Genomic DNA, 12,249 nt, shown 5'->3' on the forward strand with positions numbered 1-12,249 from the left:
TGGCGGAACACAGCTCCTAGGATCACTGGTCAGAAGCTGGGGTGGCGAGGATGAGGGGATACCGCACCCTGCTCCGCGCTCTTTGCCTGCTGCTGGCCTGGTTGCTGGTGGTGCTGCCCGCCAGGCCGGGAGACTCTGAGCCGGTTCCAGCGCCAGCCTTGGCTCAGAAAGAAATCCGCGGGGTCTGGCTGACCGGCAACGACATGGACACCCTGCGCAGCCGTCCGCGCCTGCAGGCCGCCTTGGGCGAGCTGAGCCGCCTCAACTTCAACACCATCTACCCGGTGGTCTGGAACAGCGGCTACGCCTATCACACCAGCGCGGTGACCAAGCGGCGAAAGATTCAGTCGTTTTCGTTCAAGGGCTTAGAAGGGCAAGACATCCTCGCTGATGTGATCAAGGAGGGCCATGCCCGGGGCCTGCTGGTGATTCCCTGGTTTGAATTCGGCTTCATGGCGCCGCCCTTCTCAGAACTGGCCGTTCAACATCCCACCTGGCTGACCCAGAAGCGCGACGGCGGCAAAACCTCGATCAGCGCCGCCGGGGAGGTGGTCTGGCTGAATCCGTTCCACCCGGAGGTGCAGGCGTTCATCACCGAGCTGGTGCTGGAGATCACCAGCCAATACGACGGCGACGGCATTCAGTTCGACGATCACATGAGCCTGCCGCGGAGTTTCGGCTATGACGACTACACCGTGGCCCTTTACACCAAAGAGACCAAAAAAGCCCCACCAGCCAACCCAGAAGACCCCGGTTGGGTGAAGTGGCGTGCCGACAAGATCACCGCCTTTATGACCAGATTAAACAAGGCAGTGAAAGCGGCAAAACCGAAGGCGATTATTTCTGTTTCCCCCAACTACTACGACTTTGCCTACAAACTCCAGCTCCAGGATTGGCTTGAATGGATGCGGCGCGGCATTGCTGACGAGGTGATCGTGCAGCTCTACCGGCCCGATCTGCCCAGCTTCGCCGCCGAGCTTAATCGCCCTGAACTACAGGAAAGCAAGCAGAAGATTCCAACGGCCGTGGGAATCATGAGCGGCCAGCGCACCAGCACAGTTCCGATCCAGCGCATCACAGACCAGGTGAGCGCCACGCATCAGCGTGGCCTGGGCGTGGCCTTCTTCTATTTCGAAAGCCTCTGGGAGCACACCGACGAGCCCGTGGAGGTGCGCCAGGCCAGCCTGCAGGACCTCTTCCCGATCCCGGCACGCCGATGGCGCCGCTCATGAGGGTGCGTGTTCTGCAGAGTCGGCTGCTGACTCGGCTACAGCGATCGCTCGCGCTCTGCCTGGCCCCCCTGCTGTTGGGCCTGGCTCTCGCTCTGGCCCCGGGGCTGGCTCCCGCCCAGGTCGGGCCGGCTGCGGCGGCTGAGAGCGCGGAGCTGGATCCCGGCTCAGCGTTCGTGGTGGTTGACGGGATCGAGCTGTTTCGGGTGCGCTCCTCAAATGACTACAGCGCCGAGCAACGGGTGGAGGCCGTGAATGACGTGCTCAGCGACACGGTGGCCGCCAACGATCCCGCCGAGGTCTCCGTGGTGGAGCGCAATGGGCTGCCGGTCATCGCCATCGATGACAAGCCACTGCTGACAGTGACAAGGCGCGATGGACCTGAAGGCGTCAGCCCGGAGGCCCTGGCGGAGGTGTGGAGGCGGCAGCTGGGGCGCGCGATCGAGCGGGGCCGGCAGGAACGCCAACCCGCCACCGTGCTGCGACTGGTGCTGATCAGCCTCGGCTTGCTTCTGGGTGCCTGGATCGTCCAGCGTCTGCTGGGTCTGGCCTTTCGGCGGCTGTTTCCACAGGCCATGGTCCCGCCGGATCGTGAAGCGGAGGTGGGAGCCCCGGACCTGCAGGGCTCCAGGCTGTTACTGCGCTTCCTGCTGCGAACCCTGCAGCTGGCGGTCTGGATCGGCGTGATCGCCCGCTGCATCAGCTTGTTTCCGGTGAGCCGAACCTGGCTCGGAAAGATTCGGGACGCGCTGGCCGACAGCCTGGCCTCACCCTTCCTGCCCCTGGGCGAGCGCAGTTACTCCGTTCTCGACATCCTCGTTCTGATTGCCCTGTTCCTGCTGCTGGCCAAAGGGCTGGGGGTGGTGCATCAGCTGTTGCGCACCCGGGTGCTGCGGTACACCGGAATCGGCAAAGGCTCCCAGGAAGCGATCGCCTTCATTGTTCAGTACACGTTGCTGTTCGTGGGCTCGCTGGTGCTGCTGCAGCTCTGGGGGCTTGATCTGAGCTCCCTCGCTCTGTTCGCCAGTGTGTTCGGGGTGGCCCTGGGCCTGGGCCTGCAAGGCATCACCAAGAACTTCATCAGTGGCCTGATCATCATCTTCGAGCGGCCGATCGAAGTGGGTGATTTCGTTGAAATCGGCGCACTCCAGGGCACTGTCCAACGGATCAGCCTGCGCTGCACCGAAGTGGTGACGTTGGATCGCATTGCGATCATCGTTCCCAACTCCGAATTTCTCGAATCTCAGGTGGTGAACTGGAGCCATGGCAGCCCCACATCGCGGCTGATCCTGCCGGTGGGGGTGGCCTATGAATCGGATTGCCAGCAGGTGCGCGAGGTGCTGATCCAGGCTTGCCAAGGCTATGGCGGGATCCTGAGTGAGCCACCACCCAAGGTGTATTTCAAGGGGTTCGGTGACAGCTCCCTGGATTTCAGCCTGCTGGTGTGGATCTCCCAGCCGATGCGGCAGTACGAAATCATCAGCGAGCTCAATTTCAAAATCGAGGCCGCCCTGCGTGAACACCAGATCACGATTCCCTTCCCCCAGCGCGACCTGCATCTACGGCCCGGCAGTCTGCAGCTCAGCCTGCCGAGCGAACTGAGCGATGCTCTGCGCGAGCAGGCCTCCAGCCGCAGCGCAAGCCCCCCCCCAGCCTCACCGGAAGCAGGCTGCTGAGCCAATGACTGCCGGGCCAACATGCTCTCATCGAACAGAATCCTGACCTGACTAGATCCTCATCTGACAACGAAGGGCAAGCTCAGCTTGTGACACACTTGCCACACCAGCAACGGCCGACCGTGCCCAACGAGAAAAAGTCTTCAACCTCGGCGATCGCTGGCCTGCTGGTCGTGATCGGATCGATCGGCGGTGTGGGCCTGCTGGTGTGGCTGACGGTCGTTCTGCTGGATCTCAAGCACCTGAACACCTCAGGGTTCACCCTCCCTTGAACGCAGGCTCAGCCGCCCGCCCCTGTTGGTTTGGTTCCTCTGCCCGCTGATCTGATCGTCAGCTGATCCCGATCCAATCGCGCAAGGATTGCAGAGACTGCTGTTCATAGCTGCAGAAATCAACCTGGCTGATGTTCCTCACCTTGGCCTTCTTACCCAGGGCTAAACCGGAGTCAAAGGCAAACAAGTGCTTCCAGGAGAATCGATAGGGCTTTGGATAAAACAGCAGGGAGCAGAACTTGAAGAGTGCCAGATGAAACCCGTTGGTTCGCAGATCGTTTCCCATCGTGAAACCAACGACGAAGGCCTCATCATCAAGGGAGAAGTGCCTGCGCAGCAAAAGGTGAAGGCAATCATGCCGGTACAAGTTGATGTTGCCCGGCAAAGCGAACCTGCTGCTTGGGTTCTCAAGCAATCGCACCAAGAAGGGGATGCATGAACCGGGATCGCCCGTCATGCTTAGAAGCGCTTCGCCGAGGCTGGAAGAGCCAGGGATCGGGGCAAGATCCTGTAGCCCTGAGGCTAAGTCGTTGCTGGGGCGGGAATCCATCAGAAAACTGCGAAGTTGGGGAATCCGGCCTGAAACAATCCGGCCTGAAACAATCAACCTGATCTGTAAACCCAAGCTAGTGGGGCCAGCGACGATCACCAACAACACGGGTCTGGTCTTTGCTCAAACCGCAACACGTGCCGCGTCCATTAGGCCTTGGCTCAGCCGAGCAGCCAGAGCAGCATCAACCGCAGTTGACCGACAATGCCTTCGCCGGTGATCAGTTCACCAGCGATCGCCGCCACAAAGCCGAGCATGGCCGCCCGGCCATTGAGGCGTTCCACCCCAACCAATGCCGAGCGATTCCAGGGCAGATCACCGGTCATGCTGGCACCAAAGCGCTCAACGGGTTCGTAATTGAACGCGTCATCAGGCATGGGATTGGGCGTTGGATGGGGCGTTGGATCGGGGATTGATTTGGGCGTGTGATCACTCATGGGATTGGGAGACTAGGGCAACCAAAAAGGGCTGGAAAGGTGCAAAACAGTGCCTGAAGTGGCCAAACACAACCAGTTTTAAACCACAAAAAAGGTCAGTAGAGAAGCGAAGCCCCAAGACCTGAATGGATCCATGGGCGCCTACGGCTCGCCCAGGAAATCACGCTTGCCCAGCACCACGCCGTTGTGGCGCAGCAGGTCGTAGGCGGTGGTGATGTGGAAGTAAACATTTGGGAACACGAAACTGCTCAGGAACGGCCAGCCCTGCATCGTGATCGTCGCCCCACGGCCCACCGGCACCGTCACCTCCCGGATCTCTGATCCTTGGAGCTGCTCGGCCGTCACGCTGTCGAGGTAGGCGACCGTGTCCTCCAGCCGCTTGATCAACTCCCCGAAGCTGGTCTCGGTGTCAGCGACAGCCGGGGCCTCACTGCCGCTCAGGCGGGCCACGCCGCGCCGGGCGATGTCTGCGGCAATTTGCACCTGACGGACCAATGGGAACATGTCGGGATAGAGGCGGCACTGCAGCAGCACCTCGGCATCGATTCCCTGGGCTTCGGCATGCTGTTGGCCCTTGGCCAGAACTGCAGCCAGGTTGCTGAGCGCGCGCTTCAGGGGCGGCACCGCCGCCACATGCATCGACAGTTCCATGGGCAAGCGCTTTAGCCATTGCAGATAAAAGCAGTCTAGGTGGGGGCTTGCGTGCGGCTTACAAGTGGCGCTCCAGGTTCCAAGACAGTTGTGATAAGGCAGTGGCGTGGGGGGAGGGGCGTGGGGGCAGTGGTCGATCGCCAAAGTTTTTGCAGCCCGCCGATCCGTTGCATCGCTAGCAGACAGTTGGCGTGATTCATGCGGATGAACCACCGGAAAACTGGCCGACTGCGGAGTGAGCTTGAGCGGCCCCTACATTAATCAGGCCTTTTTACAGAGAGGTAGTTGCCGGCGGCCCCTTAGGCATTAACAAGCTGGAGTTCTTGCACGGAGTTCATGCTACCGTAAATCAATGGAGTTGCCCCGATTTCGTGGACACCGCTCAGGAGTTCACAGATACGAGTGTAGGGGCAGTGATGAACTGTTGCTCGTAATCGATCGGAGCGAGGTAACTGATCGTTGAATGGCGGCGCTCACGGTTGTAGTAGCCCTCGATCAGAAGGCCAGATCGTTTTGCAGTTGCTGGGGTGAAGTCAGATCCTTACGGTCGTCATCAAGATCCAGCTCGAATTTGAGAGTGGAGAAGAAGCTCTCCACCACCGCGTTGTCCCAGCAGCAGCCCTTGGCGGACATGCTGCACACGATCTCGTGTTTCTCCAGGAGATCGCGGTAGTCAGTAGCCCGGTATTGGCTGCCCTGGTCCGTATGGATCAGCAGCTTCTCGGGTTCGACCTGGCGATGACCGAGGGCTCGGTTGAGCGCCTCGATCACCAAAGCGGTATCGATCCGGCTGTCGAGTTTCCATCCGACGACCCGGCGACTGAACAGATCGATCCAGACGGCCAGGTACCGCCAGCCGGCCTTGGTGCGGATATACGTGATGTCGCCGGCCCAGCTGCGATTGGGAGCCGAGGGCTGGAAGTCCTGCTGCAGCAGGTTTTCCGTTGCCCCGCAGACGCTGCTGCTGGCCTTGCGGCAGGGGCGGAATGCCTTGCGGGTTTTGGCCTGCAGCTGGGCACGACGCATGAGCCTGGCCACGCGGTGGCGCCCGACCTGGCGGCCGGCAGCAGCCAACTCCTGGTGCACACGCGGTGATCCGTAGAAGCCACGGTGCTGCTGGAACACCTCCTGGATCTCAGCGGTGATCACTGCATCCTCCCGGGCCCTTGACCCTGGGTTCTCCTGCCGCTGTCGCCAGGCGTAGTAGCCACTGCGGGCCAGCCCCAGCTGCCGGCACAGCCAGGAGACGGAGAAGCGGGCCTCCAGGTCGTGAATCAGGCAAAACCTCTTGGCGGCAGCTGCTCCTTGGCAAAGTGCGCTGCCGCCAGCCTGAAAAAATCCTTCTCCCTCCTGAGCTCACGGTTCTCCTGGCGGAGTCGATTCAACTCAGAGCGTTCCTCGCTTGTGAGCAGGCCCTGGTCCTTGGGGCCGCTATCACCACGGTCAATCCGGGCCTGGCGAACCCAGTTGGCGAGGCTGCTGGAGGGAAGGCCCAGCCGCTGGGCGACGGCAGAGCAAGAGAGGTCCTCTTGGAGGCAGAACGCGACAGCTTCCTGTTTCTGCTGCGCCGTGAACCTACGCCTTGTCTTGGTGGGATTGGTCATTGATGGAGAGTCTGGAGGTTATGGCGTGACCCTTAGCGACCTGTCCACAGAATCAGGGGAACCCCAGGCGAGCGTTAGCGAGTCCAGTGGAGGCGCAGCTTTTTGCGCCGGAACGATATTTAAGAAATTTGTTATAGGCTTTTACCAAGACTATCCTCCAATGCTTTTAGAAGACTAGGCGCAGACTGCCTAACGAAATAGACCTGGTCATTAGTTATATTCTCGCCATGTACTGCATAGTTACAAATTGATATGACCTCTTGTATGCCAATGACAATCTCTTTAGGCATGTAATCTGACTGTCTTAGTTGATACAACAATTTCCCAACAGAGACTCTTTTGCTATCAAGCCCGAATGCTATAGAGTGCCGGCGAAGAAGCTTTTCAAAAGCCAACCTAACCTCGAACATCTCTGTTTCAATCGAACCAGCATATTTTTCGCGTAGATTTTCTGTTTCTTCTGCCTTAATACCTAGCTTGGCTAGTGCATCTTGAATTTGAGCTGATAAATCTGGGATTTCCGAATCCTTTGGAGGTTCGGGATTTGTATTTACATATATTTGATTATTGTTAGCGGAAGAAACTTCAATAGAGGAAGTAACTTCGGTTTTTAATATTGCTAATTGATGAGTCAAATCTTTCTTCAGCTCTTGAATATCTTGCTTAAGCTTGATTCCGAATAGATCCATTTCTTGAAAAATAGGAGCAAGGCAGATGCCAATCCATATAATAAATACTATTGAATCAAAATAAGTAGGTTTTCCACTTATTAGGTCGTCCTGTCTGCTGTACAGAAAGAGGCCTATGACGATCACAAGGACAAACCACCAAAATATTTTAAAATCTTCCGTATTTTTCATAAACGCTCGATTCGCGGGATTGCCTTATAACGAATATGGATAGATCGTGCGCAGCCACGATCTTATCCGAAGTTGAACAAGCCCGCAACTCAGAAATCCAAGGCCTACTGCAGAAACATCCAGCCTGATTTCACAGTTGCTCCAGATTCACTGTGGGGGCAATGGCCTGTCGCATGACCCACATGACTCTGGCGTTGCGTCACTGGTTAGTATAAGGGCGCAACCGTACTGGCAGGCCAGTTCTCTGCATAGGGATCGGCCTGGATCAGGCTATAGGGTCTATCTCTCGATTGATCTTCTAGGCCTTTCTTGATCGGCTCAACACAATCGTGGTGCCATATTGCGCACCCGCACGGCGATGATGTTCATCACCCCTCTGCAACGTGGGCAGAGAATGGGGGGCTTTTGGCTCGCTGCTGGCTGATCTGGTAGCGACACCCTGAGAAGGAGTTGCACCAGCTGAATCAGTCGCTTGCAATGGCCATGCAGGATGCCGAAATCGCGGACACGACGGAACCGTTTAGGCAGTACATGCCGCAGAAGCAGCCAGAGGAAGTCACCCCCGGGCACAGTCTGGATTGTCTCGTGTCCCTGGTTGTCCGTCGTTCGGAACGTTACCTTGCCATCCGCGTCAGAAAGGATGTTCTTCTCAGGTAGAACGCCTCGATACAAATAGCGACCAAGGTAGAGCAAGACCTTGTCGCCACGTCCCACATGCTTGCAGTTCACCACCCATTCCTGCGGCAGGGCTGTCTTAATTTGCAAGCCAAGTCGCCGCATTCCCTCATACCACTTGGCACGGAAGACCTTGGCCAGGTTGGCAGCATGAAACAGGTACTGTGTCGCCTTAGTCCTCCATTCCTGACGCTGCTGATTCACAGCACCTGCAGGCACAATCAGATGCACGTGTGGATGGAAATAGAGTTTGCGGTTATGGGTATGCAGTACAGCATGGGCACCGATCTGCCCCTTGAGTTTCGGGTCACGCCGAGCGAATGAATCAATTGTTTGCCAGGCTGTTTTCAGCAACAGATCGTAGGCGGTGCGCTGATGCTGCCAGATCAATGGCCGTAGTTCTGCCGGTACCGTGAAGGTGATCAGGAAATACTGCACAGGTAGCAACTTGGCTCGTTGCCGTTCAATCCACTGTTGGCTTTCATGGTGCTGGCAGTGCGGGCAACTGCGATGGCCGCAGGAATGGGGGATCTTGATGGTGTGTTCACAGTCAGAACATTGCAGCACCATCAGGTCGCTGCCTTGACGGCGGCAGCGCCGCATCGCCTGCAGAGCCTGGCGATGACTCGGCAGCAGTTGAGGGCCATGGCGGCGTTCCAGGTCGCCCTGGTAACGCTCCACCAATTGGGAGAGAAGAATCATGACTCCTCCACCCAGCGCAGCTGGAAGCCGCTCAGCAGCGTTTCAATGCGATCGCCGGTGTGATCGCGGACCACCTTGGTGATGTGGGCGTAGCGGGCTGTGGTGTTGCTATGGCTGTGCCCGAGCAGGGACTGGATGAGGCGCAGGTCCATTCCCTGCTCCAGCAGGTGCGTGGCGTAGGCGTGCCGCAGCGAGTGAACCGTGAGCCTCTTCTCAATCCCGCATTCCAGGCGAGCTGCTTTCAGTGCCGCCTGCACGCCGCTGGCATCCATCGGTGCACTGGCGATCCGCACGATGAATTGGCTGCCGGCCGGACTGGGGAACAGCAACCGGGGATGGCGGTGAGTCGTCCAGAAGCGACGCATGGCTTCCAGCGTCAACGCCGGCATCGGAACGTAGCGATCTTTGCCGCCCTTGCCATCGCGAATATGCACGCGTCGCTGTGAACCGTCGATGTCGGACACTTCCAAGGCCAGACCTTCACTGATGCGCAGGCCCAGGCTGTAGATCACCAGCAGAACAATCCGGTAGCGCAACTTGCGCACCGTATTGATCAGCCTGTGCACTTCCTCGCGAGTTGGAATATCCGGCAGGCTATGAACTCGAGGTGGACGGATGATCTTGATCCACTCCATCTCGCGATCGAGCACATAGCGATGGAAAAACTGCAGACTGCAGAGATCGACCTTGATCGTGCTCCACGAATACTGCTCAAGCAAAGCGGCAAAGTAGTCTTTGAGTTCAGAGGGGCTGAGATCATCAGGGCAACGGTCGAAATGACCGGTCACTCGACGTAGCGTTCGGCTGTAGCTGTCGATCGTCTTGCTGCGTAGGCCATGCAGCCTCATCGCTTGCAGGTTCGCATCAAACAGGCCATCAAAGCGCTCCTGTTCAGCAGGATCCATTGCGGTAGCTTCCCGTTGGAAAGACGAAGGGAGTGGGCGCATCAATAGATGCGCTTCCCTCAGTGTGTTCTCGGAAGACCTCCGCAGTCAGAACACAACAGGAATTGTTCAGCCTTGGTCCGCAGCATCAACCACGTGGGATGGCCTCAAAGACAAGACGAAGCTCCGACTCGAAGTCGTTATATTATGCTTGGATTTTAAATCTGCCGCGTAGCGGCTTTGTTCAACATGCGTTTCGACGGTCCGCATAACACCCCTACCCAGCACTGTCTCTTCCGCATATCACGACGAGGTCAGCTCCCATAAATGGCTCAGACCGATGGCTCCGCATAGGTTCTCAGGGGTGAGGTGGTTGCGGCCCAACAACTTGGGCTGATCCGTATAGCATCCTGATTCTAGCCTCTGCTTCTCCTGGTTTCCTTGGCATCGGACTCTGTCTCTGAAGCGAGCAGATCCGCCGGGCTTCTAACCCCAACCGGTCCCCGATTGAAGACATGTGTATAGATCATGGTGGGCTTCATATCGCTGTGCCAGGGCCGCCTAACGGAAAGGATCAGGCGGCGGCTAGAGGAACTCGCCCAACATAGCTACTTTGCTCCCGCTCGCCTGCATCCGTTTGTTCTGCCCCATGCATACCTAAAGGCGGTGCTTATCAATGATGGCGCTGATGCTCTCGGTGCACTGGTTAACTCCGCCCCTTCCTGGATGCCGAGCATGCTCAATAGCGATAGATGGATGTTCGCCCCGAAACGCATGCGAGAACGCTTTCTGCGCATTGGCACCCAAGAGAATTACAACACGGGGCTCCAAGGCAGCTACCATTCTTTGGGTGCCATATTCACAGATTCGCTTGAGTCGTCGGTATTCTTCAGCTCGGGGCTGCTTGATGAAGTCCTTGATCCCATCTGAGCCGGTTTGCACCCAAAATCGATTTAGACCCACACATTGCCGAAGCAAATCCTCACGCTTTAAGTTGCAGTTGAAGATCGTTTTAAGCTGAGCAGCAAAGGTGTGATTGTGTACAAGATATGAGGACTTCTGGGGGACGCCTTTTTCGATCTCCCTAACAATATTTAATGCCAAGGTCATATCAACACGATCGAACCATGAGGGATTGTCACCGATCAGCATCAAATCAGGGCGGATCTTGGGAATTGGGGTATACAGGATCGCAAAATGCCCCAGATCATGACCCCTATCCTCGGCTTTGTACCCCCTTGATTTCAGATCAAAATACTCAAATACCAATGGATAGTTTATCCTATTAAGGTGTGATCTGAAGTCACGATAAATTCCGTTGACCAACTCGTTGACAGATGCTAGGTCATTCATATGCCTACTCAAATACAAAAATCACTGTGGGCAGAACTTGTTATTGGATGGTTTCCGTGAACCACCGCCGAAAGCTCACCCCTTTCCGAGAACCACAGCTCAAGGACATCGGGCGCAAGGCACGAACTCAGTTGCATCAATGGGTTTCCGATTTATCTCCATAAGCTTGGCCGTGGTTCCCAGGTCCGAGAACCACTTGTTCAGTACGCTACACAATCTCTGCCGGGCTGCGGACCCCAAGCTGATCACGATTGAGAACATGGGTATAGATCCTGGTCGTGATCACGTCCCGGTGGCTCAGTAGTTCCTTGATCGTGCGGATGTCCTGGCTGCTCTGCAGTCGGAGGCTGCAAAGCGGGTCGCGCCACTTCAGGTTGTTGGAGAACAGCCTTGAGGCAACCCGTGGCGTTGTCAGTCCATCTCCCTTTGCTGGGCTGAGCGTCGTAGCCCAGACCTCTCTCAGGGATCCTGTGGAGTTTCAGGGCTGCTCTCTCCGCAGCGCCGCAGAACGGCATGAATCACTGCCGGAGCGATCCTGAAATCGCTGTCATGCAGTTGGGACAGCACGGCCCGAGCTGACGGGATCAAATGGCGCGCTCGGGCCATGCCGATGACCGCGGCTGTACCTGCAATTGACAGCCCCAGGCCCTGGGCCACGGCCCGCCCTGAGCGCTCGTCGATCAGCAACAGCGCCGGGCCCGGATGTGCAAGGGCCAGGCGAATGCTGGCCGCTTCTCCCTCATCGAGATCCGGCAGGTCAGGCCCCGCTGGGATGGGACCAGCAATCTGGAGCCAGCCAGCCTCCAGTGCTGCGGTGATGCGCGCTTCTTCTGCAGGGAAGCCTCCGGTGATCACTTCATCGGCCACCACCGCTGGGATGAGGACCTCCACGAACAGCTCCTTCAGCCAACCGATCCCGTTCACACGGGCGAGGCCGATCAGAGGGCTGGCGTCACTGATGACGACTGCAGCCATTGCTCCAGGGTGTCAAGGTCGGCGTTGGTTTCGGCTTCCGTCAGACGGATCACCGGGATCCCCAGCCGCGAGAGATGGGAGATGAAGGCGGCCGTGTCCATCTCGGCGACCCGGGCGGCGCGAGCCAGGGAGAGCTCACCATCGCGGAACAGGGCGGTGGCCAGTGCGGTCCGCACGCCCGGTGCCTGCAACAGGCCGCCCTGATCGAGGCCCATCATCACCGCATCGGGATGGTCCCTGTTGAGCACGACGACCATGCCCTGCTTGGACTGGCGCAGGGCCTCGGCCGGATTGTTCTTGAGGCCGCTGACGCTGACGGCATGCATGGCCCATCCCTCCAGGGATGATCTGATGGGATGACTCTAAGGGCGATTGAGAAGG

At 57.8% G+C, this 12,249-nt stretch carries 14 protein-coding genes; 3 read left to right on the forward strand and 11 right to left on the reverse strand.

Annotated features, from left to right (window positions below; genetic code table 11):
- The first annotated feature begins 50 nt into the window (after nucleotides 1-50).
- From ACXMDM_RS12035 to ACXMDM_RS12045, 3 genes are all read left to right on the forward strand, one after another.
- Complete coding sequence (locus ACXMDM_RS12035) at nucleotides 51-1,232, forward strand: family 10 glycosylhydrolase (protein WP_083544318.1); 1,182 nt, start codon at nucleotides 51-53, stop codon at nucleotides 1,230-1,232.
- Nucleotides 1,229-2,905: a mechanosensitive ion channel family protein gene (locus ACXMDM_RS12040; protein ID WP_083544591.1), complete on the forward strand. Its 1,677-nt coding sequence runs from the start codon at nucleotides 1,229-1,231 to the stop codon at nucleotides 2,903-2,905. The genes ACXMDM_RS12035 and ACXMDM_RS12040 overlap by 4 nt, the downstream gene beginning before the upstream one ends.
- A gap of 89 nt (nucleotides 2,906-2,994) precedes the next feature.
- Nucleotides 2,995-3,177, forward strand: coding sequence for a hypothetical protein (locus ACXMDM_RS12045; RefSeq protein WP_145537311.1), 183 nt, complete (start codon nucleotides 2,995-2,997; stop codon nucleotides 3,175-3,177).
- A gap of 58 nt (nucleotides 3,178-3,235) precedes the next feature.
- Here the strand turns inward: ACXMDM_RS12045 and ACXMDM_RS12050 are convergent, their stop codons facing one another.
- The 11 genes from ACXMDM_RS12050 to ACXMDM_RS12100 form a co-directional block, all read right to left on the reverse strand.
- Nucleotides 3,236-3,727 carry a hypothetical protein gene (locus ACXMDM_RS12050; protein WP_499569693.1) on the reverse strand — a complete coding sequence of 164 codons (492 nt, stop codon included), beginning with the start codon at nucleotides 3,725-3,727 and terminating at the stop codon, nucleotides 3,236-3,238.
- A gap of 161 nt (nucleotides 3,728-3,888) precedes the next feature.
- Nucleotides 3,889-4,104 (reverse strand): chlorophyll a/b-binding protein, encoded by a 216-nt coding sequence (locus ACXMDM_RS12055; protein ID WP_071801837.1) that lies wholly within the window; start codon nucleotides 4,102-4,104, stop codon nucleotides 3,889-3,891.
- 201 nt (nucleotides 4,105-4,305) lie between these two features.
- Nucleotides 4,306-4,815, reverse strand: a complete 510-nt coding sequence (locus ACXMDM_RS12060; RefSeq protein ID WP_071799772.1) for a DUF1993 domain-containing protein — start codon at nucleotides 4,813-4,815, stop codon at nucleotides 4,306-4,308.
- Nucleotides 4,816-5,310: 495 nt separating this feature from the next.
- Complete coding sequence (locus ACXMDM_RS12065) at nucleotides 5,311-6,093, reverse strand: IS3 family transposase (protein ID WP_120352736.1); 783 nt, start codon at nucleotides 6,091-6,093, stop codon at nucleotides 5,311-5,313.
- Nucleotides 6,090-6,419, reverse strand: a complete 330-nt coding sequence (locus tag ACXMDM_RS12070; RefSeq protein WP_071799773.1) for a transposase — start codon at nucleotides 6,417-6,419, stop codon at nucleotides 6,090-6,092. Before ACXMDM_RS12070 ends, ACXMDM_RS12065 begins: the two co-directional genes overlap by 4 nt.
- A gap of 131 nt (nucleotides 6,420-6,550) precedes the next feature.
- Nucleotides 6,551-7,279 (reverse strand): hypothetical protein, encoded by a 729-nt coding sequence (locus tag ACXMDM_RS12075; RefSeq protein WP_145537314.1) that lies wholly within the window; start codon nucleotides 7,277-7,279, stop codon nucleotides 6,551-6,553.
- A 318-nt stretch (nucleotides 7,280-7,597) separates the two neighbouring features.
- Complete coding sequence (locus ACXMDM_RS12080) at nucleotides 7,598-8,656, reverse strand: IS91 family transposase (RefSeq protein ID WP_071799714.1); 1,059 nt, start codon at nucleotides 8,654-8,656, stop codon at nucleotides 7,598-7,600.
- Nucleotides 8,653-9,561: a tyrosine-type recombinase/integrase gene (locus ACXMDM_RS12085; protein WP_071799715.1), complete on the reverse strand. Its 909-nt coding sequence runs from the start codon at nucleotides 9,559-9,561 to the stop codon at nucleotides 8,653-8,655. Before ACXMDM_RS12085 ends, ACXMDM_RS12080 begins: the two co-directional genes overlap by 4 nt.
- Before the next feature lie 636 nt (nucleotides 9,562-10,197).
- Entirely contained in the window at nucleotides 10,198-10,866 is a 669-nt protein-coding gene (locus ACXMDM_RS12090) for a uracil-DNA glycosylase family protein (protein WP_499569696.1), read from the reverse strand.
- Nucleotides 10,867-11,352: 486 nt separating this feature from the next.
- A complete protein-coding gene (locus ACXMDM_RS12095) occupies nucleotides 11,353-11,868 on the reverse strand; it encodes a PIN domain-containing protein (protein WP_145537336.1) in 516 nt (171 codons plus the stop codon).
- Nucleotides 11,832-12,194: a UPF0175 family protein gene (locus tag ACXMDM_RS12100; protein WP_145537333.1), complete on the reverse strand. Its 363-nt coding sequence runs from the start codon at nucleotides 12,192-12,194 to the stop codon at nucleotides 11,832-11,834. The genes ACXMDM_RS12095 and ACXMDM_RS12100 overlap by 37 nt, the downstream gene beginning before the upstream one ends.
- Nucleotides 12,195-12,249: the final 55 nt, after the last annotated feature.

The sequence above is a fragment of the Synechococcus sp. CS-603 genome (assembly GCF_977929215.1).